The 22,480-nt window shown below is 71.8% G+C and carries 25 protein-coding genes and 1 pseudogene; 9 read left to right on the forward strand and 17 right to left on the reverse strand.

Features of this window, described 5'->3' with window-relative positions; translation table 11 throughout:
- Positions 1 to 111: 111 nt before the first annotated feature.
- Positions 112 to 681 (reverse strand): TetR/AcrR family transcriptional regulator, encoded by a 570-nt coding sequence (locus QIT00_RS03585; RefSeq protein ID WP_282533577.1) that lies wholly within the window; start codon positions 679 to 681, stop codon positions 112 to 114.
- Between the two features lie 106 nt (positions 682 to 787).
- On the opposite strand from QIT00_RS03585, the gene QIT00_RS03590 reads away from it, so the two are divergent.
- A complete protein-coding gene (locus QIT00_RS03590; protein WP_282533578.1) occupies positions 788 to 1,861 on the forward strand; it encodes an FAD-dependent monooxygenase in 1,074 nt (357 codons plus the stop codon).
- Between the two features lie 13 nt (positions 1,862 to 1,874).
- Here the strand turns inward: QIT00_RS03590 and QIT00_RS03595 are convergent, their stop codons facing one another.
- The 4 genes and pseudogenes from QIT00_RS03595 to QIT00_RS03610 all read right to left on the reverse strand — a co-directional run.
- Positions 1,875 to 3,017 (reverse strand): RNA polymerase sigma factor, encoded by a 1,143-nt coding sequence (locus QIT00_RS03595; RefSeq protein WP_282533744.1) that lies wholly within the window; start codon positions 3,015 to 3,017, stop codon positions 1,875 to 1,877.
- Positions 3,018 to 3,088: 71 nt separating this feature from the next.
- Positions 3,089 to 3,496, reverse strand: a complete 408-nt coding sequence (locus QIT00_RS03600; RefSeq protein ID WP_282533745.1) for a YciI family protein — start codon at positions 3,494 to 3,496, stop codon at positions 3,089 to 3,091.
- Positions 3,497 to 3,629: 133 nt separating this feature from the next.
- Positions 3,630 to 4,334 carry a class I SAM-dependent methyltransferase gene (locus tag QIT00_RS03605; RefSeq protein ID WP_282533579.1) on the reverse strand — a complete coding sequence of 235 codons (705 nt, stop codon included), beginning with the start codon at positions 4,332 to 4,334 and terminating at the stop codon, positions 3,630 to 3,632.
- 190 nt (positions 4,335 to 4,524) lie between these two features.
- Positions 4,525 to 4,855, reverse strand: a pseudogene (locus tag QIT00_RS03610) (TetR/AcrR family transcriptional regulator); the annotation flags it as partial.
- A gap of 99 nt (positions 4,856 to 4,954) precedes the next feature.
- Here QIT00_RS03610 and QIT00_RS03615 point away from each other — a divergent pair.
- Positions 4,955 to 5,620, forward strand: coding sequence for a CatB-related O-acetyltransferase (locus QIT00_RS03615; RefSeq protein ID WP_408909718.1), 666 nt, complete (start codon positions 4,955 to 4,957; stop codon positions 5,618 to 5,620).
- 97 nt (positions 5,621 to 5,717) lie between these two features.
- A complete protein-coding gene (locus tag QIT00_RS03620) occupies positions 5,718 to 6,341 on the forward strand; it encodes a TOPRIM nucleotidyl transferase/hydrolase domain-containing protein (protein ID WP_282533580.1) in 624 nt (207 codons plus the stop codon).
- 136 nt (positions 6,342 to 6,477) lie between these two features.
- Here the strand turns inward: QIT00_RS03620 and QIT00_RS03625 are convergent, their stop codons facing one another.
- Complete coding sequence (locus QIT00_RS03625; protein ID WP_282533581.1) at positions 6,478 to 7,689, reverse strand: lipase family protein; 1,212 nt, start codon at positions 7,687 to 7,689, stop codon at positions 6,478 to 6,480.
- A 107-nt stretch (positions 7,690 to 7,796) separates the two neighbouring features.
- The gene (locus tag QIT00_RS03630) at positions 7,797 to 8,147 is read right to left on the reverse strand and encodes a C45 family peptidase (RefSeq protein ID WP_282533582.1); all 351 of its coding nucleotides are present in this window, start codon (positions 8,145 to 8,147) and stop codon (positions 7,797 to 7,799) included.
- Between the two features lie 94 nt (positions 8,148 to 8,241).
- On the opposite strand from QIT00_RS03630, the gene QIT00_RS03635 reads away from it, so the two are divergent.
- Entirely contained in the window at positions 8,242 to 8,472 is a 231-nt protein-coding gene (locus QIT00_RS03635; RefSeq protein ID WP_282533583.1) for a hypothetical protein, read from the forward strand.
- Positions 8,473 to 8,487: 15 nt separating this feature from the next.
- On the opposite strand, the gene QIT00_RS03640 is transcribed toward QIT00_RS03635, so the two are convergent.
- Positions 8,488 to 9,732: a hypothetical protein gene (locus tag QIT00_RS03640; protein WP_282533584.1), complete on the reverse strand. Its 1,245-nt coding sequence runs from the start codon at positions 9,730 to 9,732 to the stop codon at positions 8,488 to 8,490.
- A gap of 85 nt (positions 9,733 to 9,817) precedes the next feature.
- Positions 9,818 to 10,114, reverse strand: a complete 297-nt coding sequence (locus QIT00_RS03645; protein WP_282533585.1) for a hypothetical protein — start codon at positions 10,112 to 10,114, stop codon at positions 9,818 to 9,820.
- Positions 10,115 to 10,273: 159 nt separating this feature from the next.
- Here QIT00_RS03645 and QIT00_RS03650 point away from each other — a divergent pair, with 159 nt between their 5' ends.
- A complete protein-coding gene (locus QIT00_RS03650) occupies positions 10,274 to 10,402 on the forward strand; it encodes a hypothetical protein (protein ID WP_282533586.1) in 129 nt (42 codons plus the stop codon).
- A gap of 164 nt (positions 10,403 to 10,566) precedes the next feature.
- On the opposite strand, the gene QIT00_RS03655 is transcribed toward QIT00_RS03650, so the two are convergent.
- From QIT00_RS03655 to QIT00_RS03670, 4 genes are all read right to left on the reverse strand, one after another.
- Positions 10,567 to 10,815, reverse strand: a complete 249-nt coding sequence (locus QIT00_RS03655; RefSeq protein ID WP_282533587.1) for an SCO4226 family nickel-binding protein — start codon at positions 10,813 to 10,815, stop codon at positions 10,567 to 10,569.
- Positions 10,816 to 11,218: 403 nt separating this feature from the next.
- Positions 11,219 to 11,839, reverse strand: coding sequence for a TlpA family protein disulfide reductase (locus QIT00_RS03660; RefSeq protein ID WP_282533588.1), 621 nt, complete (start codon positions 11,837 to 11,839; stop codon positions 11,219 to 11,221).
- A gap of 69 nt (positions 11,840 to 11,908) precedes the next feature.
- Positions 11,909 to 13,576 carry an amidohydrolase gene (locus QIT00_RS03665; RefSeq protein ID WP_282533589.1) on the reverse strand — a complete coding sequence of 556 codons (1,668 nt, stop codon included), beginning with the start codon at positions 13,574 to 13,576 and terminating at the stop codon, positions 11,909 to 11,911.
- A 55-nt stretch (positions 13,577 to 13,631) separates the two neighbouring features.
- Positions 13,632 to 15,089, reverse strand: coding sequence for a purine-cytosine permease family protein (locus tag QIT00_RS03670; RefSeq protein WP_282533590.1), 1,458 nt, complete (start codon positions 15,087 to 15,089; stop codon positions 13,632 to 13,634).
- A gap of 156 nt (positions 15,090 to 15,245) precedes the next feature.
- Between QIT00_RS03670 and QIT00_RS03675 the strand changes: the two genes are divergently transcribed.
- Positions 15,246 to 15,848 carry a TetR/AcrR family transcriptional regulator gene (locus QIT00_RS03675; RefSeq protein ID WP_282533591.1) on the forward strand — a complete coding sequence of 201 codons (603 nt, stop codon included), beginning with the start codon at positions 15,246 to 15,248 and terminating at the stop codon, positions 15,846 to 15,848.
- A 99-nt stretch (positions 15,849 to 15,947) separates the two neighbouring features.
- On the opposite strand, the gene QIT00_RS03680 is transcribed toward QIT00_RS03675, so the two are convergent.
- On the reverse strand, positions 15,948 to 16,640 hold the full coding sequence (locus QIT00_RS03680) for a DUF899 family protein (RefSeq protein ID WP_282533592.1): 693 nt from the start codon (positions 16,638 to 16,640) through the stop codon (positions 15,948 to 15,950).
- A gap of 131 nt (positions 16,641 to 16,771) precedes the next feature.
- Positions 16,772 to 17,110, reverse strand: a complete 339-nt coding sequence (locus QIT00_RS03685; RefSeq protein ID WP_282533593.1) for a hypothetical protein — start codon at positions 17,108 to 17,110, stop codon at positions 16,772 to 16,774.
- Positions 17,111 to 17,390: 280 nt separating this feature from the next.
- On the opposite strand from QIT00_RS03685, the gene QIT00_RS03690 reads away from it, so the two are divergent.
- A complete protein-coding gene (locus QIT00_RS03690) occupies positions 17,391 to 17,981 on the forward strand; it encodes a TetR/AcrR family transcriptional regulator (protein ID WP_282533594.1) in 591 nt (196 codons plus the stop codon).
- A gap of 117 nt (positions 17,982 to 18,098) precedes the next feature.
- Entirely contained in the window at positions 18,099 to 18,485 is a 387-nt protein-coding gene (locus QIT00_RS03695; protein WP_282533595.1) for a hypothetical protein, read from the forward strand.
- 517 nt (positions 18,486 to 19,002) lie between these two features.
- Here QIT00_RS03695 and QIT00_RS03700 read toward each other — a convergent pair.
- The gene (locus QIT00_RS03700; protein ID WP_282533596.1) at positions 19,003 to 19,467 is read right to left on the reverse strand and encodes a pyridoxamine 5'-phosphate oxidase family protein; all 465 of its coding nucleotides are present in this window, start codon (positions 19,465 to 19,467) and stop codon (positions 19,003 to 19,005) included.
- 377 nt (positions 19,468 to 19,844) lie between these two features.
- On the opposite strand from QIT00_RS03700, the gene QIT00_RS03705 reads away from it, so the two are divergent.
- Positions 19,845 to 21,209, forward strand: a complete 1,365-nt coding sequence (locus QIT00_RS03705; protein WP_282533597.1) for an FAD-dependent oxidoreductase — start codon at positions 19,845 to 19,847, stop codon at positions 21,207 to 21,209.
- A gap of 185 nt (positions 21,210 to 21,394) precedes the next feature.
- Here QIT00_RS03705 and QIT00_RS03710 read toward each other — a convergent pair whose 3' ends face one another.
- Positions 21,395 to 22,243, reverse strand: a complete 849-nt coding sequence (locus tag QIT00_RS03710; RefSeq protein ID WP_282533598.1) for an alpha/beta fold hydrolase — start codon at positions 22,241 to 22,243, stop codon at positions 21,395 to 21,397.
- Positions 22,244 to 22,480: the final 237 nt, after the last annotated feature.

Consider the following 22,480-nt stretch of genomic DNA (forward strand, 5'->3'; position numbering starts at 1 on the left):
AGACCGGCTCACGGTGTACGAGCCCCGCCCGGCGTTCGGGCGGGGCTCGTCGCGGTCGTGCGCGTCGGCGCCGTGGGGGCGACAGCCCATGCTGTGACGACGCATCACCGGCTAGCTCTGCGCGGGCGAAGCCAGGAACGCGCCCAGGAGCGCGCGAATGCCGGGTTCGGGGTCGGCAGGTGTGTGCGCCGTGGCGAGCTGGTGGAAGAGGAAGCCGTCGAGGTAGTCGAAGAGGATCGTGCAGTGGTCCAGCGGGGCCGGTGAACCGAGTTCCGCCAGCCATGCCGAGGTCAGTTCGATCATCGACGTACGGGCGCGGCTCATCGCTTCGCGCACCGCGGGGCGGGCGATGCCTTCGAGCGCCAGGGCGTAGCGGGCGGCGGTGCGGTGGCGGGCGGGGCCGAGCATGTGTCCCACCACGCGCGCGAGCGCCTGCGTCAGCGCTTCGGGATCGCCTGCGGGGGCGGTGGCCGCGAAGTGTCTCCAGTCCCGGGCGTCGAGGGTCTCCAGGTGGGCCACCACGCCTGTCACCAGCAGGTCATGACTGCGGAAGTGATTCGACGTGGTCCCGGCCGGCGCTCCCGCCGTCCTGTCGACCGCCTGGTACGTCAGTCCGCGCAGGCCTTTGGTGCCCAGCACCCGCACGGCCGCGTCCAGCACCTCGTCACGCCTGCCCGGCATCGCGTCTCCTGCCCTCCCGGCCTTTGGTGCCGGGTGTGCGTCGCGTCGTCACCAGCTTCACTATGTCCATAGTACTCATCACTATGAACGTAGTATCTTGCATGGCATGCAGAGGAGAGCGATCGTCATCGGTGGTGGGGTCGGGGGCCTCACCACCGCGGTGGCCTTGCAGGCCTCCGGTTGGAACGTGGAAGTCCACGAGCGTGCCTCCGGGCCGCCGGACACCGGGAGTTCGCTGGGGCTGTGGCCCGGTGCACTGTTGGCTCTCGACGGGCTCGGACTTGCCGACTTCACGCGCCGCGCGGCCCGTCCCGCGGCCTACGGGACCTTCGTACGCGCCGACGGCACCCGCATCGGGGACGTCGACATGGCCGCCCTGCAGCGTCGCAGCGGAGACCGCGTCCGCGTCGTCGCCCGGCCCGCCCTGCTCGGGGCGCTCGCCGACGCGCTCGACGGGGGCATCGTGCGCTACGGCTCTCGCATCACCGACGTTCACCACCTTGACCATGACGTGGTCATCGCGGCCGACGGTCTGCGCAGTCGCGCCCGTACCGCTCTCTTCGGGGACGCCCACCGTCCGCGCTACAGCGGCGTCACCGCCTGGCACGGCACCGTCGGCTTCGACACCGACGGCATGACCGAGACCTGGGGCGGGCGTGCACGCTTCGGCGTCATCCCGCGCGCCGGGGGCCTGACCCACTGGTTCGCCTGTGCGCCCGCCGCCGAGCGTGAGCCGTCGCCGGGCGGTGAACTGGCAGCTCTGCAGGGATGGTTCGGCGACTGGCATCCCGGGGTCCGCCGCGTCCTGGACCACCTCGCCGAGGCTGGTGCCGCCGCCATCGGCCGGAACGACCTGTACGACCTCGGCACCCCCCTGCCGCGCTACACCAGCGGCCGCGTCGCGCTGATCGGCGACGCCGCCCATGCCATGACGCCGGACCTCGGGCGTGGCGCGTGCGAGGCGATCGTCGACGGGGTCACCCTGGCCCGCGCGCTCACGACCCGCGCCGACGTCCAGGACGCCCTCACCGCGTACGACACGATCCGCCGCCGCCCCACGCAGCAACTCGCGCGCGCCACCCGTCTCATGAACGGCGCCGTGCACACTCCGCGCCGTGTCGCGTGGGCGCGGGACACCGCCATGAGACTGATCCTTGCGGTCGGGAGACCACCGGCCTGAACCGGCCCCAAGATCAGGCGAGTTGGGCGTTGAGGCGGGCCGCCCGGCGGGTGAGGTGGTCGCGTTCGGCGAGGTTGGACGCCTTGTGGGCCGCCTCCGCGTACAGCCGTTGTGCCGTCGCGAGGTCACCGGCGCGCTCGTGCAGGTACGCCGCGACGGCCGCGTGGCGGGGCAGTGCCGTGTCAAGGTCGGCGAGCGCGGCGAGTCCGGCGCGCGGTCCGTCCGCCTCACCGACGGCCACCGCGCGGTTGAGCCGGACGACGGGGCTGCCGGTGAGGCGTACGAGCTCGTCGTACCACTCGACGATCTGCACCCAGTCCGTCTCCTCGGCGGTGGGGGCGTCGGCGTGGAGGGCCGCTACGGCGGCCTCGGCCTGGAACTCGCCGAGGCGGTCACGGGCGAGGGCCGACTGCAGGATCTCGACGCCCTCGGCGATCGACGCGGTGTCCCACCGGCCGCGGTCCTGCTCCGCCAGCGGTACGAGGCTGCCGTCGGGAGCGGTCCGGGCGGCGCGGCGGGCGTGGTGGAGCAGCATGAGCGCGAGCAGGCCCGACACCTCCGGGTGGTCGACGGCCGCCGCGAGCCGGCGGGTGAGGCGGATGGCTTCGGCGGCGAGGTCGACGTCGCCGGAGTAGCCCTCGTTGAAGACCAGGTAGAGGACGCGCAGCACGGTCGCGACGTCGCCGGGCTTGTCGAACCTGACGCCGGAGACGGTGCGCTTGGCCCGGCTGATCCGCTGCGCCATGGTCGCCTCCGGCACCAGGTAGGCCTGGGCGATCTGGCGGGTGGTGAGGCCGCCGACGGCGCGCAGGGTGAGCGCGACCGCGGACGACGGGGTCAGCGACGGGTGGGCGCAGAGGAAGTAGACCTGCAGCGTGTCGTCCGCCGCTGGCGCAGGCCCGGGCGCGGGTTCCTGGTCGACGATCTCCTCGCGGCGGCGGCGGGCGGTGTCCGACCTGGCCGCGTCGAGGAACTTGCGCCAGGCCACCGTGATCAGCCAGCCCTTCGGGTCACGCGGCGGGTCGGCAGGCCAGGCACGGACCGCCTCGACCAGCGCGTCCTGGACGGCGTCCTCGGCCGCCGCGAAGTCGGCTCCGCGGCGGACGAGGACGGCGAGCACGCCCGGTGTGAGGCTCCTGAGCCGGGCCTCGTCCATGGCGTCCATGGGATCCATCGGGTCCATGGGATCCATCGGGTCCATGGGATCCATCGGGTCCATGGCGTGTGTCATTCCGTGATGGTGGGCTGCACCCCGTAGAACGGGCGCAGTTCCAGCCACTCGTGGATCGGCTTGCCACCCGCTCCCGGTGCCGCCGAGAGCTCCCCGGCTAGCTCGACGGCGCGTTCGTAGGTGTCGACGTCGATCACCATCCAGCCGGCGATCAGGTCCTTGGTCTCCGCGAACGGGCCGTCGGTGACCGGCGGGCGGCCTTCGCCGTCGAACCGCACCCACGCCCCCTCCTGGGCGAGCGCCTGGCTGTCGACGTACTCGCCGGTCTTCTCCAGGCGGTCCGCGAAGTCCTGCATGTACTGCATGTGGGCCGAGATCTCCTCCGGCTTCCACTGGTCCATGGGGATGTCGTTCACCGCGGCCGGGGCGCCGCGGTAGTGCTTGAGCAGCAGGTACTTGGCCATCGTGGTCTCCTCGGTGCTGTGCGGCCCCTTGTGGTCGCGTTCATAGCGGAGACGGAGCCGTTCGCTGGTTCTCGACATCCCGGTACGCATTTTTTCGCCCTCGTGGATGACCTGCGGGCCGAAGGGTGCCCCGTCAGTGGCGGACGTACTGGCGCAGCAGCCGGTCACCCGTCAGGAACCGGAATCCGGCCTGTTCCAGGAGGGCCTCGGCCTTCTCCTGGGGGAAGAGGCGGAAGCGCAGGCGCTGGTGCGCGACGAGGGTGCCGTGCCGCCTGATGAAGTAGTCCTTGGTGTGCCTGCCCTCCGGGTCCACCTCCACCTCCTGGGCGTACGTGAGCCCTCCGGGCAGGGGGCGTTCGTAGGGTTCGTGCGGCCCTTGGACCGACATCAGGAGCAGGCCGTCGGGTTCGAGGGCCATGGCGATGTTCTTCAGCGCGGTCGCGGTCTCTTCCTCCTCCATCAGGTGGCTGCTCATCCACCAGCGCTCGCCGTCCTCGACGATGAGGCAGACACCGCCCACGGAGTACGCCACGTCGAAGTCCTCGGAGAACGACAGGTCCATGGCGTCCTCGGCCTGGAGCCGGACGCGGTCGCCGAGCCTGTCGCGGGCCTTGTCCAGCATGCTGTCGGTGTGGTCGATACCGGTGATCCGCAGGTCGGGCGGCCCCAGTCGGAGGAGGCTCTCGCAGACCAGGCCGGTGCCCACTCCGACCTCGAGGAGGTCGCGGCGGTCGCCGACGGCGTCAAGGAGGGCTTGGGCGTAGGTGTCGTAGTCGTAGTAGCCCGAGGTCATGATGAGGTCGTAGTGGTCGGCCAGATCGGTGTAGGAATCAGGCATGCGCGGGACAGTAGCCAGGGGACGGTGGGCGTCACCAGGGCGCGAATGAGCCATGCGGGCACCTGGCCCAACTGTCCCTGCTCGTAGGGGAGTTCAGCTTTCGGCGCTCGACCGCCTTCGAGGGCGCCATCGGCGGAAGGGCGCCCAGGGGCAGTTGGGGGGTGCGCGGGGGTACGGAGGAGGATCAGTCGGAGTGGAACGAGGCGGCGATCAGGGCGGCGGGGACGGACGCCGGGGTGAGGAGTGAGTCGTGGATCTCCGTTTTGAGGGCGTGCAGGTCGCCTTGGAGTGAGCCGGTGTCCGGGGGCTGCCAGGTGGCGTCCTCCCCCGCCGCGCCCAGCGCGTCGGCGAGGAGGCCGCCGACGTCGTGCCAGCGCCGGTAGACCGTCGTGCGGTGCACCCCCGCGCGCCGCCACGCCCTCGACCGTCAGCCCTGCGAAACCGCGCTCCCCCAGCTCGGCGAGGACCGCCTCCAGGACCTGCGTACGGACTCGGGCCGTACGGCCGCCCGGGCGGCGCGCCGCGGACGGCTTCGGGCGACAACCGACTTCAGATGTTGCGTTAGCTGGTACGAGGGTGGGGTGCCCTGGCCCCGGCCTCCCCGGAAAGGACCACCGTCCATGCCCTCCCTGCCCCCCACCCCCGCCGACCCCGACGTCCTGCACCCCATGCCCGGTCAGCCCCGGGTCGTCCTGCTCAAGCCGCTCGTCAGCTCGCCGCTCATCGAGGTCGGGGACTTCTCGTACTACGACGACCCCGAGGACGCGACCGCCTTCGAGACGCGGAACGTCCTCTACCACTACGGCCCGGAGAAGCTCGTGATCGGCAAGTTCTGCGCCCTGGGCACCGGAGTGCGGTTCCTCATGAACGGCGCCAACCACCGCATGGACGGCCCGTCGACCTTCCCCTTCCCCACCATGGGCGGCTCCTGGGCCGAGCACTTCGACCTGCTCACCGGCCTGCCGTCGCGCGGTGACACCGTCGTCGGCAGCGACGTCTGGTTCGGGCACGGCACGACGGTCATGCCGGGTGTGCGGATCGGGCACGGCGCGATCGTCGCCGCCGGCGCCGTGGTCACCCGTGACGTGCCGGACTACGGGATCGTCGGCGGCAACCCCGCCCAGCTCATCCGTACCCGGTACGACGCCGCCGACATCGACCGCCTGCTCCGACTCACCTGGTGGGACTGGCCCCTCGACCACCTCACCCGCCACATCCCCACCGTCATGTCCGGCACCGTGGACGCGCTCGAAGCCGCGGCCCCCACCGGCACGGCCACCGGCTGAGGCCCGGAACGACGCCCGGCGCGGGAAAATCCCTGTCCAGAGGCCCGGCGCAGGAAAATCCCTGTCCAGAGACCCGGCGACAGCGGAGACTGACACCGTGACCAACTCTGCGACCACCATCAACGCGTTCCAGGAAGCAGTCACCGCATGGGCGGCCGTCGGCCACACCGGCGGGGACGGCGAGGCCAGAGCCCGTGCGCAGGCCGCAGGGCGGGGCGTGCGGACCGTCGTCCTCCTCGAAGGGCCCAGCGACCTCGCGGCGATCGAGGCGCTGGCCGTCGGCCACGGACGAGATCTGGCCGGAGAAGGAGTGTGCGTCCTGCCGATGGGCGGCGCCATGAGCATCAGGCGCTTCACCCGGATCCTCGGCCCCACTGGACTCGGCCTCGCCCTGACCGGACTCTGCGACGAGAACGAACGGCCCTACTACGCACGCGAGTTGGACACCTTCTCCGTCTGCTCGGCCGACCTCGAGGACGAGCTGATCCGCGCGCTCGGCGTGCCACGCGTCCTGCAACTTGTCGAGGAACAGGGCGACTTGCGTGCACTGCAGACGTTTCAGCGGCAGCCCGCACAGCAAGGGCGGGCCCCGGAGCAGCAGTTGCGGCGGTTTCTGGGAACGAAGAAGGGACGCAAGATCCAGTACGGCCGCGTCCTCACCGAGGCCCTGCCGGCGGGCCGCACACCCGCCCCACTCCAGGCGCTGCTCAGCGGCCTCTGACACCCGCGACCGGGACCCGGGACCCGGGACCCGGGACCGCCAGGCCCCCGAGCCCCGGAGCCCGAGGCCCCGAGTCCCGAGACCCCGACCCCCGAGCCCCGAGCCCCGAGCCCCGACCGAGGCATCAACTAACCGCTCACGTACCGCAGTTGCCCGTGGTCGGCTGGTCCGCGAAGCGCTGGCCCAGCCACTCCAGGGCCGGGCCGTTGCCCTGGATCGCCGTGCCCACATGGGACTGGCCCGGGAACGTCTTCCATTCGACGGCGTGCCCCTGCCCGCACCAGTCGGCCCGCAGCTTCTGCCCGACCGCGTACGGAATCGTCTCGTCCGCGTCCCCGTGGTAGAGGAACACCGGCGCCGACGGCCGTACCGTGCCGATGAGTTGCTCGGCGATGGCCTGCTGCCACTCCGGGCGCTCCAGCGGGTTGGACGTCGTCACGTCCTCGATGGTCTTGCCCCGGCCCGCCTCCAGGACCGTGCCGACGCATTCGTTGCGGACGACGTCGGCGAGCTTGCGGCCCTCCTCGTTCAGGTACGCGTCCAGGTCAAGGGACGGCTTCGCCGCGTTCTGGCCCACGGCGGACATGAGCAGGTAGCCCGCGCTGTCGCCGCCCTCCAACGACTCGGCGACCTTCGCGAGGTCGGCCGGAACACCGCCGCTCGCGGTGCCCTTGACCTTCAGTTCGGGTGCGTACGTCGCGGCCATCTCGGCGGCCTTGGCGCTGGCGCCGCCGCCCTGCGAGTAGCCCATGATGCCGACGGGAGCGTCCGCGCTGACGCCCGACTCGGCCGCTTCCGGGTGCCGTTGGGCCGCGCGGGCCGCGTCCAGGACGGCGCTGCCCTGGGCGGCGGCGACCATGTAGGTGTGGTCGCCGGGGGTGCCGAGGCCCTCGTAGTCGGTGACGACGACGGCGTAGCCGCGTACGAGAGCGGCGTTGACCAGGGGTGCCTCGGCCGTGGTGCCGCCGGGGAAGCCCGCGGAGGGGGCGCACTTGTCGCCGATGCCGACCGTACCGACGGCATAGGTGATCAGAGGGCGGGGTGTGGTCCTGCCGTCGTCGGGGACGATCACCGTGCCGGAGACGGCGTTGGGCTTGCCGTCGGCGGAGGTCGAGCTGTAGGTGATCTTCCAGGCCTTGGTGGGGGTGGGCACGCCCGGGGTGTACTGGAAGGAGGACGGCTCCGAGGTGAGGATCTCGCCCGGGGCGGACTTCCGGTCGACCGGGCCAGGGGTGGCGTCGGGTGCCTGGGGGGTGCTCTGCGCGGCGGCGGACCCGGGGATTCCGAGTACCGCCACGGCGAGGACGGCACCTGCGGCCAGTGGTCGCCTGCGTAACGCTGACGTCATGCGGCTCTCCCAACTCTCCTGTGGGAATGGGGGGTTGGCAGCACCGTACTGACGCGTCAGTAATAGAGCCAGAGGCGTGCAGCGGCCGCTTCGGTCGCCCCGTACGGCTACGCGGTGAGCCTGCGCCACGGACGCGTGCCGGTGTCGACGGGGGTGCCGTCGAGGACGCGGGCCGTACGCGCCGCGGGTTCGAGGATGACCGTGGCGAGGGTGGCCCAGCGTTCGCCCTGGGGCAGGGACATGTCCGGGACGCAGGTCAGCGGCGCCTCGCCCGCACCGGACCGGAGGAGGGCGACGAGCTCGTCTGGGCCGGTCGGTGTGTTCAGGGTCAGGCGGTACCGGATCAGGTCGTGACGCCGCCCGGAGTCGGGCTGGTAGAGCCAGGTCTTCTCCTGGGCCGCGGGGGTCGGGGTGAGGAAGTGGTTGGTGCGGACGAGGGTGCCGCGCTCGGGGTCCACGGGGAAGACGCCGTCGGGGCTGAGGTCGAGGAGGACCGCCTCGGCCGGGTCGAAGAGGGCGAAGGAGCCGGAGGACTTCAGCGGGGCGCTGCGGATGATCTCCAGCGCCCTGCCGGGCCCGCTCGGCGGCCGTGGTGGCGTACCGGTCGATGAACTGACCCTGGGAACCCTGGTGTTGTGCGAACAGGGCTGCGGGATCTTCGACCGGCTGGTGGTCGCGGGGCCGCGTGCGGGTGAGGTGTGGCGGATCGATCCGGACTGGGGTGGCTTCGTCCCCCTGGCCGCCGGGTTTCGCGCCTGGTACGGGGCGTGGTTGGCGCCCTGACGGCGGGGGCTTCCCTCAGGGCGTCGCCGTCCGGCCGGTGGCCGTCGGCGGGGTCGTGCGCAGGAGGTGCATGCGGTGCTCGACGGCGTCCCTCGCTTCGGCTCTGCGGCCGGGTACGTGACGGCGCAACGCGACCAGGAGAGCGCCGAGTTCACGGGCGCGCGGCGGGTCGGTGACCTGCTGCCACTGGTGGTGGGCGCGGTCGACGGCGGCCTCGACCACGGACGCGTCCGGTGCCTCCCCGCGGGCGAGGCGGGCATCGGCCGCGGCCATCCAGAGTTCGCAGCTGCGAGCCGCGTCGCCGTCGAGGCGGGCCAGCTCGGCGCGGACCTCCAGCCAGTGCACCGCCTGAGCGGAACCCGCGCCGTGTTCGCGCAGCGCGCGCCCCTCCCCCAGCGCGGCGAGCCCCGCGGCCTCGCTGTGCCGCCCGGCGTGGGCGGCGGCCAGGATGGCCGGCAGCGGGTCCTCGCCACCAGTCGCCGATGCCGGTGGTACGGGGGCGGGTCGGGCCGGGGCGGGTGGCGCCGGTGGCGCGGGGGCCGGTGTGCCGCCGTCGACAGCGAGGAGGAGGGAGTCGGTGAAGTCACCCTGGGCCACGATCTGTTCGTGGAGTTGACCGAGGGGCGCGCGGCTGCCGCTGCGCCAGAGGGCCGCGAGGGCTTTCAGGTACGTGGGCTGCGCGAGGCGGCGCTTCGGTGGTGGCGGCGCGATCCGGCCGAACAGCCGAGTGCCGTGCAGGTGGATGCCGTACGGATGGATGCCGTACGGGTGGATGCCGTACGGGTGGGCGTCGTACGGCTGGGCGTCGGTGGGGAGTTGCTGCCAGGCCTCGGCGGTCATGACCAGGTCGAGGACGACCGTGGTGGTGCCGGGGCGGCGCACCGCGAGTTCCGTCTCCAGCCAGTGCCAAGGCAGGGCGGTGTAGCGCAGCGTGGCCGGGGTGGTGCGGGCGAGTGCCAGGTGGAGGCGGTGCTGTTTGCCGTCGAGGTGGAGCTGCCCCGCGATCAGGACGGTGAGCGGGCCGGGCGTCGCGGCGGCGCTGCGGATGCGGGTGAGGACGGTCTGCGGGTCTGCCGGATCGGCGAGTTCGACGACGGTCGCGCTCCGGGTGCCGGTGAGCGTGCTGGGCGGGACTGCGGCGAGGGCGGGCAGGACACCCGCCGCGTCGACGAGCGCGCCCTTCCCGACGGGCGCCGCCGCGAGCAGCAGCGCGGTGCCCGGTGCGGTGTCCGGTGCGGTGTCCTCCCCTGCGATCGCCACATCAGCACCGTATCCCGTATTTCCGGTGCTAATGCCGGGATTTGGGAGTCTTCCCGAATCAACCTTCCGCACCGCGACCGCACCCTCAGTCCACCGCGACGTCGACATACAACGTGCCGGTCCACTCCACCTCGTCGTAGTGCGTGACATCCGGACCCGGCTCGGTGGACGGGCGGTCGGTGAGGTCGAGGGAGATCGCGGTGGGGGTGTCCGTGCTGCGGTCGAGGTAGTCGGCCATGGCGCGGAGGACGACGCTCGCGTCCTCGTGGGCGAACTCGACCCAGAGGCGCGATCCCATACGGGCACCCAGGCCACCGGCCGTGTGACGGTCGAGTGCGGCGGCGGCCGCCTGGGTCATGGACTGCGGTACGTCGGTCATCATGCCGTCACGCTGTCCAGGTACGTCACCCTTTATCCGCACCCTCACCGATTCGGAGGAGGGTCGGTCACCGCCGCCCGTCGAGGAACGTGCCGACCGACCGCAGCCCGGTACGCAGCGTCTCGGTGTCGTCGGCGAAGCCGATCCGCACGGCTCACGCTGGTGCTGCCGACGGGGCCGCAGGTCGTCGCGGCGGGGCAGAACGCGGTGATCCGCAGCGATCAGGAGTACGCGTACCGCAACGAGGGCGCCGGACCGGTCGTATGTATGCGGGTGGTCACCGGCGCCTGAGCGGCCGACGGCGGGGGCCGTGTGGATCGGGCGCGGCCACCCGGGGTCCGCCCCAGGTGGCCGTCAGTGAGGCGGTCCTGCGCGGGTGGTCACACCCTGGGCGGTCACACCCTGGGCGGTCACACCCTGGGCGGTCACACCCTGGGCGGTCGCACCCTGGGCGGTCACACGCTGAACGGGACCGGGTGGATCTCGTCGGCCTTGTGCCCGGCGCGTTCGTGCACGCGCTGGACCGCGTCGGCCGAGGGGCCCTCGGAAAGGCAGTAGACCGTACCGGAGTTGGGGTCGGCCCAGGCCCTCTCGAAGTGGACGCCCTCTTCCTTCTCGATGGCCAGATCGGCCTTGTGGGCCTTTCTCAGCTGGTCTTCCGTCACGCCCTGCATCCCGTGGTGGACGTCCATGAACTGCGTCATGGATCAGCACCTCCCTTCGGCGTCCGCGTCCCGGCACCGGTCGCGCCGGTCCGCCTGGCGCCGTCCCTTCCATCGTCCTCCCCCGCACGGGCACCCGCTACGTCGCGGTCGGCTCCCGCGATGGGCGCACGTCGATGACGACCGCCGTGCCCGCGGTGCTGTTGTCCTCGTGCCTTCGGGTACGAGTGTGAGGTCGGCCCGTACGACCCCGTGGACCGACTCGTCCGCCCGCCAACGGCACCACGCGGCACCACGCAGCGCTGCGCAGCAGACTCAGGTGACCGGCGGCGGTGGCGAGCTCCTGCCAGAACGACGACGGCGGAGGCGGTGCTCCGCCCAGCTCCTGGAGGCGCCTTGCAGGATCTCGATCACGTCCACGGGCCGGGCGTCGCCGAGGGCCGCGCTACTTCTCCGCCACCACCGGCGCGATCATGTGCCGCAGATGCTCGTCGTCGAGTTCGCCGATCTTGCGGGCCGCGATCCTCCCGTCCTTGTCGATGACCACGGTCGACGGGATGCCCTGCGGCGAGACCGTGCCGGCGGGGAAGCGCCGCAGGAGCTCGCCCATCGGGTCGTAGAAGCTCGGGTACGGAACCTTGAACTCCTTCTCGAACTGCCGGGCCGAACTCCGGTTGGGGTCACGGGTGTTGATGCCGAGGAACTCGACCCCCTCGGCCTCCGTCTCGGCCGCGACCTCGACGAGGTGCTCGGCCTCGGCCCGGCAGGGGCCGCACCACGAGCCCCAGAGGTTGAGGACGACGACCTTGCCGCGGAACTCGGCCGCGCCGAGGTCGAGTCGTTCTCCGTCCACGGTCTCGCCCCGCAGTTCGGGCGCGGGGCGGCGCTCGCCGCGCGCGACGGTCGCGATGCCGCTGTCGCGCAGGACGAAGCCGTCGCCGCCCGTTCCGGTCCCGGCCGCCGCCGTGCCCGCCCCTCCTTCGCAGGCCGTCAGGGTGAGCGCGGCCAGGAGGGCGGTGGCGGAGGCGAGGGCACGGCGGGAGCCGCGTACGGGGGTGCTGGGCATGGCACGGAGTATCGCAGGGGCGGGCGCGGGCCTGGCCCCCACCCCGCCCCCGTACCCGCGTCGTGGGCGTCAGCGGGTGGACACGACCTCCCCGCCCACCACCACCGTCTCCGCGACCGTCCCCGGGATCTGCTCCGCGGGCACCCGCAGGATGTCGCGGGAGAGGACCACGAAGTCGGCCGCCTTGCCGACGGTGAGTGAACCCCGTTCGTCCTCAAGGAAGTTGGCGTACGCGGAGCCCATGGTGTAGCCGTGCACGGCCGTCTCCACGTCCACCGTCTCCTCCGCCATCCACGGCTCGCCGCCGGTGAGCGGGCGCCGGGTGACCGCCGTGTAGATGCCGGTCATCGGGTCCATCTCCGCCACGTTCCAGTCGCTGGAGAACGCGAGCCGCGCGCCCGCCTCGTACAGGCTGCGCATCGGCCAGGCCTTCCCCCACCGCTCGGGCCCGACGTTCTCCGCCCAGTCCTTGCCGGGGCCCGCCACGTCCGGCGCGCAGTGCCGGGGCTGCATGCAGGCGACCACGCCGAGTTCCGCGAAGCGGGCGGTGTCGGCCGGGTCGAGGCATTCGACGTGCACGATCTGGTGGCGGGCGTCGCGGGGACCGTTGACCCGGCGGGCATGCTCGAACGCGTCGAGGGCGACGCGGATGCCCCGGTCGCCGGTGGCGTGCACGAAGCATTGGAAGCCGCGTGCGTCGAGCTTGGCGAGCAGATCGGCGAACTCCTCGGGCGGGTAGTAGGTGTCCCCGCGGTGGTGGCCGCAGCCCACGTACGGTTCGAGGAGTGCCGCGGTGCGCGGTTCCACCACGTCGTCGATGTAGAGCTTGAGCGGCCCGACCCGCAGCCGGTCGTCCGCGTGCCGCCGGGCCGCCGCGCCGAAGTCGTCCAGGTCGGCGTCGCTCGTGCCGCGCGGGTGGAACAGGGCGGCGACGAGGCGTGAGGCGAGGCGGCCCTCGCTGCGGGCGCGCTCGAAGAGGGCCAGGTCGTCGAGGGAGTTCTGCGGCTCGACCACCGTGGTGATGCCGTAGCCGATCGCGTCGTCCAGGGACTTGGCGAGGCGCCGGTACTGCCGCTCGGCGGAGGCCCACGGCACCCCGAGGTCCTGGAGTGCCCGGTGTCCGTCCCGGGACAGGCCCTTGATGGCGAAGTCCTTGACGAGTCCCGTGGGTTCGCCGGTCTCGGGGTCGGTGTGGGCGGTGCCGAAGGGCAGTTCCGTACGGTCGCGGCTGATGCCGAGGCGGCGCAGGGCGGCGGTGTTGAGCCAGGCGGTGTGGACGTCGTAGCTGAGGACGAAGGCAGGGGTGCCGCCGGTGACCGGGTCGAGGTCGGCGGCGGTGGGGAGCCTGCCGCCGCCGAGGGCCGCGTAGTCGAAGGCCTCGCCCTCGATCCACTCCGCGTCCGGGTGGTCCGCGCGCCAGGCCCGGATCCGCTCGTGCACCTCGGCGAGCGTGGCGGCCCCGGCGAGCTGGGCGCTGGCGTCGTCGGAGCCGAGGCGTACGTGGTTGTGGGCGTCGATGAAACCGGGCAGCACGAGCTTGCCGCCCGCGTCCAGAACCCGGGTGCCGGGCCCGGTCCACTCCGCCGCGTCCGCGTCCGCGTCGTCACCGAGCCAGACGATGCGCCCGTCGCGCACGGCCATGGCCTGCGCCTCGGGCAGATCGGGGTCGACGGTGTGGATACGGGCACCGCGCACGACGAGGTCGGCGGGGGTGGCGGCGGGGTCGTGCGGGGACATGTGCGGTCAACTCCAGCTGAGGTGAGGGGTGTTGGGGTACGGGAGGGAGTGAGGTTCAGTCGCCGGTCGGCGCCGGGTCCGAGGCCGGGGCGACCGTGCGCGCGGCAAGGGCCCAGTAGACGAGGCCCGCCACCAGGGACGAGGCGAGGCTCAGGTCGGCTCCGCCGAGCGGGGCCACCAGGGGGCCGGTCCACAGCTCCGAGTCGCAGGTCAGCGCGGCGAACACGATGCCGGTGAGGAGGGCGGTGACGCCCGCCGGGTGGTAGCCGCCGCGGTACCAGTACGAGCCCGCGCGTCCGGTGTGCAGCGCTGCGGTGTCGTACCGGCAGCGGCGCAGCAGCATGTCGGCGAGGAACACGCCGCCCCAGGGCGCGAACACGATGACGAGGAGGGAGAGGAAGGAGAGCAGGGCACTGGTGAAGTCCGTGAGGAACAGCGCGTACAGGCAGCCCGCGGCGGTGACGGCGGCGCTGATCACGATGGTCTTCGCGCGGCTCCAGGGGATGCCGAGGACCTGAAGGTTCAGGCTGGACGAGTAGAGCGTGATGATCGAGTTGGTGACGCAGCCGCCAAGGACCAGGGCGAGGAACAGCGGCTTGAACCAGCCGGGCAGCAGGCTCTCCGTCCCGGCCACGGCGTCGGTCAGATCGGCCTGGGTGGCCGCGGCCGCGCCCGCCGCGCCGAGCGCCACGGACGAGGTGAAGCCGCCGAGCGCACCGGCCCAGGTGAGCGAGCGCAGCGAGGTGCGGGCGGGCAGGTAGCGGGTGTAGTCGGCGGGCATCGGCAGGTACGAGAACGGCCCGGCGAGGGCGACGACGAAGGCGAGGCTCCACCCGGCGGCACCCGGCGCGGTCGGGCTCGCGCCGGTGTCGGTGCCAGGCAGCAGCAGGACGAGGAGCGCGGCGAAGCCGACGGCCAGGACGTACGCCATCCAGCGTTCGGCGAACTGCACGGTGGCGTGGCCCCAGAGCGCGACGGCGAAGGTCAGCGCCATGGTGACGACGAGGGCGAAGGCGCGGGCGGAGGTGCCGGTCCAGCCGAGGTGCGCGCAGAACGCCTCCAGGGCCAGGGCGCCGACGACGGTGTTGACGACCGTGTACCCGATCGAGACAACCCAGTTGAGCAGTCCCGCGGGCCAGTTGCCGCGTACGCCGAAGGCGGCACGGGAGATCACGAGGGTGGCGGTGCCGGTGCGTACGCCGCTGTAGCCCGCGGCGCTGATGGCGAAGAAGGCGAGGCCGCCGACGACGATCACGCCGACGGCCTGCCAGAAGGTGAGACCGAAGGCGACGGCGAGGGCTCCGTTGATGACGTACGTGAAGGTGAGGTTGGAGCCGAACCAGAGCCAGAACAGGTCCTTGGCGCCACCGTGGCGCGCGGCTTCGGGGATCGGTTCGATGCCGTACGTCTCGATCCGGAAGACCTCGTCGGCACGGCCGGTTCCTGTGTCCGGTGCGGTACGGCCCGGGTGGTCCGTATCCGCTTCCGATGGGGTCGTCGGCAGCTGTGTCATCGGCTGGGCCTCTCCAAGCTCCTTGAATGCCGTTCAAATTTTTGGAACAGCATTCAAGATGAGGGGTGGAAGGCCCGAGGTCAAGACCTGGAGCTGCGCAGATAGGGTCTGGAGCCGGAAGGCACGTAGTGCGCGTACGGGAGGAAGGACACCGCGGTGACGGTGCGGGCGCGGGAGCGCGACGGGCGGCCCTCGCGGGAGCGGATCCTGGACGAGGTCATGACAGCGGTGGCCGAACACGGCCTGGCGGAGCTGACGATGGCGTCGCTCGGCCGCCGCCTGGGCATGAGCGGCGGCCACATCCTGTACTACTTCGGCAGCAAGGACCGGATCTTCCTGGAGGCGTTGCGCTGGAGCGAGGGCCGACTCGCGGACGAGCGGCGCGCGCTGCTCGCCCGCCGGGTCACCGCCGACCGCAAACTCGACCAGTTCCTGGGTCTGTATCTGCCGCTCGGCCCGCGCGATCCGCGGTGGACGCTGTGGATCGAGCTGTGGGCGCGCACCCCGGCCGACGAGGCGCTGCGCGAGCCGCAGGACGAGCTTGACGCGGGCTGGCAGGACGACCTGGCGGCCCTGCTCGAACGCGGCGTCCGGCAGGGCCGCTTCACACCGCACGACACGGCGGCCGCGGCCGCCCAACTCCTCGCGCTGCTCGACGGGTTGAGCACGCGCGTGGTGCTCGGCCTGCGCGGCGCCGACCGCGAGAGCGCGCTGGAGCACGCACGGGACGCGGCACGGTCACTCGTGCCGCGCGCCTGACACCGGGCACCCCGTGCACCCCGGGCACCCCGGGCACCCCGGGCACCCCGGGCACCCCGGGCACCCCGGGCACCCCGGGCACTCCTCGTCCTGAGGAGCTCAGTCCTCGGAGCCGTACCAGGCGGCGAACTCCTCGGAGCCGGGCCAGCGGCTGTACGTCGGCGACTGCGGCCAGCCCTCGGGGACGTCCTGCCACTCCTCCTGGCGGCCGTACGGCAATGTGTCGATCAGGGGGAAGGTGTGGCTGAGCTGCTCGACGCCTCGGCTGGTGGTGTGCCAGGTGCGGTAGACGGTGTCGGTGTCGCGGTCTCGCAGGAACACGTTGAGCGCGAAGCCCCCGCCGGGAGGCGCGCCCACGTCGGTGCCGAACGGGCTGTTCGCGGTGGAGTACCAGGTCATCCGGTTTCCGACCCGGCGCTTGTACGCGAGGGCTTCGTCGATCGGGCCCTGTGTGACGATCACGAACCTCGCGTCGTAGGCGTCGAGGAACTCCTGCCGGGTGAACTGGGCGGTGAAGCCGGTGCACCCCGAGCACTGCCACTTCTCTCCGGGGAACCACATGTGGTTGTAGACGATCAGCTGGGACTTCCCGTCGAAGACGTCGACGAGCCGGACCGGCCCGTCCTCCCCCTCCAGGGTGTAGTCCGGCATCTCGACCATCGGCATACGCCGCCGCTGCGCGGCGATCGCGTCGAGCTCCCGGGTCGCGGCCTTCTCCCGAATCCGCAGGTCGTCGAGGTGCCGCTGCCAGGTCTCGGCATCGACGACTTCGGGCAGCGCCTTGCGGCTCATGAGGTCCTCCAGCGTTCGCGACGTACGGTCTCAAGGGGTAGACCGGGGGCGGACGCGGAACTCATCGGGGTGGACCTCATCGGCGGTGGCCGTCCGGGGCGACGAACGCCTCGTAGCGCTCGATCGCGGGCCTAGCTGTATCGCGGATGGATGTGGTCCAGGACCGCGCCCAGGGCGTCGTTGATGTCGTGGAGGTGGGCGGCGACCTCCGGGCGGACCGGGCGGCGGGGGTCCGTGGAGGCGTGGGCGGCCCAGTGTTCGACGATGTGGCCCATGAGGCCTCGGCGGTAGCGGGTGCGGACCATGTGGCCGACGGGCAGGCCGTACTCGTCGACGCCGTCCTTCCAGCAGACCTGGATCACGGTCTGGTGGCGCGGGTCGGCCGGTGCCGGCCCCGACGCCCGGAGAAAGAGATGGCGGCTCTCCAGCCTCCGCAGGAGGCGTGGGGCGACGTCGTTGAGGTCACTCATTGTCGTCCTTCCGCCGGCGGCGCGGAACGCGGAACGGGGTCGTCGTCGACGTGTCAGCGACAGCAACCGCTTCCAGAAGTGTGCGGCGCCCCTGGCGGGAAGCCGTAGGCGCTGGCCGACAACTGGCCAGTTCGGGCGGGGCAGTTGACCGGATCCCGTTCCGGACGCCCGTTCCCGCACAAACCTCTCCGGAAGGGGTCCTCTAGGCTTCGGCTGCGGCGTACACACTGTTCCGCGCCCCGCCCGCCCCAGCCGTGCCGACCCCGAGGACGCCCCGTCGATGAGCCCCAAGCAGAAGCGTGGACAAGCGACCGCCGAGCAGGTCCTTGACGCCGCACTGCGGATCTACGCCTCGTCGGGCGAGGCCGGCCTCACCGTGGAGGCCATCACCCGTACCAGCGGGGTGAGTTCGGGGAGTCTCTACCACCACTTCGGCAGCATGCACGGCGTCGTCCTCGCGCTCGCCGGGCGCTGGCTCGGGCGGCTGCTCGACGAGCTGGTCACGGCCCTCACGCAAGCCGCCGGGGCGCGTGCGGCCGTCGACGGGGTCGTCCACGCCTACCTGGGCTTCGTCCGCGACCACCCCGACGCCTCGCGGCTGCTGCACTCGGCCGCCGTGGACCAGGACCAGATGGCGAACATCGAGGCGGTCCGCGACTCCCAGGAGGCCCGCCTCTCGCCGGTCGCCGAGTGGATCGAGGCCCGCGTCTCGGCCGGTGAACTGGCCGCGCTGCCCGCCCCGTTGATCGAGGCACTCGTCCTGGGCCCGGTCGTCGCGGTCGCCCGCCGCTGGCTCACGCTCGCCGACGTGGATCTGGACGCGGCCATGGCATCCCTGCCGGACCGGATCTGGCAGTCCGTCAGACCGTGACCACCGAGGCGCTGCGGTCCCGGCGGTCCCGGCGGTCCCGTCACGCCCCAGTACCAGAACCGGCCCCTGATGAGGTCCGGGGAGACGGGGCGTCGGTGGCCCGGGTAGCGTGCCGGGATGACGCCAGCGCTCCCCCGGTTTCCGCCGCACCCGATCCGTGACGTACGCGTCCTGCATCAGCGGCAGAACTGCGCACCCCAATTCGCCGACATCACCGTGGATTTCGAGCCTGCGGCCGAACCGGGAGCGGGATTCACCTTCGAGGTCGCCGACGGGATCGATGTCGACTACGAACCCGCCGAAGACCTTCCGGGATTCTTCGCCGCCGTCGCCACCGGAATCCAGGAGCAATTGAGCCTGCCTGAGCACCCGTTCGTGATCGCCGCCCGTGTCGTACTCAGAAAGGCCCGCGCCGATTCATTCGGGTCCCATGAACGGGCCTTCCGCGTCGCCGGGTTTCTCGCCGCCCGGAAGGCGGTGGCGGAGTGCACCCGTCTCAGGTGACCGGCGCGGCTCCGTCCGTGTGGCGTACGACGGCCACCCCACCTGCGAAGGAATCCAGGGCGATATCCAACCGCTGTGCGCAGAAACGTTTCTCGGGGGCCGGAAGGCGAATGTCGTCCGCGACTCTGCGTACGTTCCGAAGCTGCGCAGGGCGCAGGTCCGTGAAGGGCTGGAGAAGGTCCGCCGCGTCTGAGAGTTCATGGATCCGGGGATGTGAGGGCGGCTCCGGCGGGGACTGAGGCGGGAATGATGGTTCAGAAGCCCGAGCGGTCGGGCCATTTGTCCGGGCGGTCGGGTCGATTCCCACGAGGCGTGCTTCGAAATCGCTCTTCAGGCGGTCGAGTGCCTGCAGAAGATCTGCCAGCACCGGCAATTCCTGGGCCACTTCACCCGCTCCTGCTCCGCAAGTGCACCGCGTCGGCCGGGGGGCTTCACTCGCATCATGACTGGTCATACGCACACACCCCCAACGACGGCCCCGCTCGGGTGGGAACGCACCATCCGAGTGACACCGCGCTCACTGGGCAAGCCACGCCCCGTCGCGCAGGACGACCCGGCCGCTCAGCTCGGGTTCTCCGCGCCAGGCGCGCACCGTCCGCGGCGGGACGCGCAGGTAGAGGAAGGGCTCCCGTTCCGTGCGCGGGTCCCAGCCGAACTTGCCCGCGAAAGCATCAGCTGGACCCTTCGGCACATCCCGCGCGGGCCAGTGCTCGGCCTCGCCTTGCAGCAGGACCACGTCGAAGGTGTCCGGCAGCGCCAGTCGTACGCGCGGTTCGGCTCGTACGTTGCGTGCGGTCGCGGAGTTCGCGCCGGTGCACATCCACACCGCCCGCCCGTCCCACAGGAACCAGAGCGGCACCTGGTGCGGGCCGTGTTCCGGGTGGGACGTCGAGAGCCATATGTCACGTTCCGCGTTCAGCCGGTCCAGGGTGTCGCGCTTGCGTTCCGCGGTATCGCGGCGAGTGAATTCCTCGGCTTGCATGAGCGCCGACCCTAGCCAGCAGGAACCCCGCGCGCATGGGGCGCGGGACCTAGGCCCGACGGCCGAACCCTGCCCCCCGCTGGATGGGCTCCGGGAAGAGGAGCATCAGGCCGAGGTAGCTGACGGCGGCGAGGGCCGGGCCGACCGGCAGGGAGAGGTCGGTGCCGTCCGCGAGGTTGCCGAGCGGTGCTGTTCCGGTGATGTGCGGCCGACCTGCGGCGACGGGTACGGTAGGCCGTCGAGCGGCCCAAAGTCATACTTGGCAAAGCCATAACCCTGCCTTATGAGCTCATAAAGCGGACCCGCCTACCGACTTAGGCTTGCCTTACTTTAGGCTTCCCCTTGAGCACCAGCCATCACTCGAAGGGAACCTGAACATGCCGCGCCCTCTGCGGGTAGCCATTGTCGGAGCCGGTCCCGCCGGCATCTACGCCGCCGACGCTCTGCTGAAGTCCGCGGCGGCTGCCGATCCGGGGGTGTCCATCGACCTCTTCGAACGCATGCCGGCCCCCTTCGGCCTGATCCGCTACGGCGTCGCCCCCGACCACCCCCGGATCAAGGGCATCGTCACCGCCCTGCACCAGGTCCTGGACAAGCCTCAGGTCCGTCTCTTCGGCAACGTCGACTACCCGAAGGACATCGACCTCGACGAGCTGCGCGGCTTCTACGACGCGGTGGTCTTCTCCACCGGCGCCATGGCCGACCGTGAACTCCGCATCCCCGGCGTTGAGCTCGACGGCTCCCTCGGCGCCGCGGACTTCGCCTCCTGGTACGACGGCCACCCGGACGTGCCCCGCGACTGGGACCTGTCCGCCGAGAAGGTCGCCGTGCTCGGCGTCGGCAACGTGGCCCTCGACATCGCGCGCATCCTCGCCAAGACGGCGGAGGAGCTGCTGCCGACGGAGATACCGCCGAACGTCCACGAGGGTCTGAAGGCCAACCGCGCCAAGGAAATCCACGTCTTCGGCCGCCGCGGCCCGGCGCAGGCGAAGTTCAGCCCGATGGAGCTTCGGGAGCTGGACCACTCGCCGAACATCGAGGTCATCGTCAACCCCGAGGACATCGACTACGACGAGGGCTCGATCGCCGAGCGGCGCAAGAACAAGCAGACCGATATGGTCGCCAAGACCCTGGAGAACTGGGCGATCCGCGACGTCGGCGACCGCCCGCACAAACTGTTCCTGCACTTCTTCGAGTCGCCGCAGGAGATCCTCGGCGAGGACGGCAAGGTCGTCGGTCTGCGCACCGAGCGCACCGAACTGGACGGCACGGGCAACGTGAAGGGCACCGGCCGGACCACCGACTGGGACGTCCAGGCCGTCTACCGCGCCGTCGGCTACCTCTCCGACGAACTGGCCAAGCTCCCCTGGGACGTCACCTCCGGCACGGTCCCCGACGAGGGCGGCCGGGTGATCGAGGACGGCGGCACGCACATGTCGTCCACGTACGTCACCGGCTGGATCCGGCGCGGACCCGTCGGGCTGATCGGCCACACCAAGGGCGACGCCAACGAGACCGTCGCCAACCTCCTGGAGGACCACGCCGAGGGCCGGCTGCAGTCCCCGTCGGAGCCCGCCCCCGAGGCCGTCGAGGCCTTCCTCGGCGAGCGCGGCGTCCGCTACACGACGTGGGACGGCTGGTACAAGCTCGACGCCGCGGAGAAGGCGCTCGGCGAGCCGCAGGGCCGCGATCGCGTCAAGATCGTGGAGCGCGAGGAGATGCTCGACGCGAGCGGCGCCTGATCCGATGCGTAGGCAGGTGATCTGATGCGTAGGCAGGTGATCTGGTACGTACGCAGGTGCTCTGATGCGTGCGCAGGTGAGTCGGTTGCCGCGCCGGTGAATCGATGCGTACGCGGGTGAAGCTGAGCAGTGTGCCCCGGTCCCGGAGTGTTCCCGGGCCGGGGCACGCCTGTGACCTCACCCACTCACCCGGAGATGAACTCCCCTACCAGCGCGCCGAGTTGGTCCGCAGCCCGATGCTGGAACCCGTGATGCCCCTGCCCCGGCAGGACGGTGATCTCGGCGCGTGGCAGCAGTCGGGCCGCGGTGGCGGCCACCTGGTCCGCGGCGTGCGTCCGGGCGGCGCCCGCGAGGACGAGCTGTACCGGCACGTCGAGGGCGCGCAGCGCTTCGGCTGCGGGGCGCGGGCCGGTGACCGGGCGGGCCTGGCGCACCCCGGCCGCCGCTTCCTGCAGGCGCAGCCAGTCCGGGTCGAACGCCGCCCCGCCGCTCTCCCAGCGCAGGAAGGACCGTACGCGCGCGGGGCTCGGCGCGAGCAGTGCCGGGAGCGCGCGCAGCAGGTACGCGGGCCGGAATCCGGCGAAGCAGCCGGTGGGGTCGAGCAGGGTCAGCCGTTCGACGCGGGGCGAGGCCAGGGCGTAGTGCAGGGCGATCCAGGCACCGTAGGAGTGGCCCACCAGAGCGGTGCCGCTGACGCCGAGGCCGTCGAGCAACGCGTCCAGCCACTCGGCGAGTTGGGCGACCGTGGCGATGCGGTGGCCGTCGTCGGCAGGGGTGCTGCGGCCCGCATCGCCGATGAGGTCGACGGCCAGGACGCGGTGGGTGCGGGCCAGGGTGGCGGCGTTGGCGAACCAGGAGGCCGAGCTGTCCCCGCCGCCGGGCAGCAGGAGCAGCGGCGGCGCGGTGTGCGGGCCGAGGCCGTTGGCGCGGGTGGTGCCGTGGGGTGTGCGGATGTCGAGGCGTTCGACGCCGGGGCCCCACCGGTCGAGGAGCGCGTCGTAGGCGGCGAGGAACGGCTCGGGGGACTTGGGCATCACGGGCTCCCTGGGCTCCGGCGGGTGCGGTCGGCCCAGTCTCCCTGCCTGTGAAGGGAGTTGTCCCAGCCCGTGGGAAAGACGTCGCGGCCGGTGCAGTCGGAGAGGTCAGGGAAGGTCGGGGAGCAGTGCAAGGGGGCGTACCCACTCCTTGCCACTTTCAACTTATAGCGCAGTGGGGGCCTTGCGGCAAGGCCCCCACCATGCCTCACAATCGCTCCCCTGATGCCACGACCT

The sequence above is a fragment of the Streptomyces luteolus genome, assembly GCF_029968015.1.
GTDB classification, from domain to species: Bacteria; Actinomycetota; Actinomycetes; order Streptomycetales; family Streptomycetaceae; genus Streptomyces; species Streptomyces luteolus.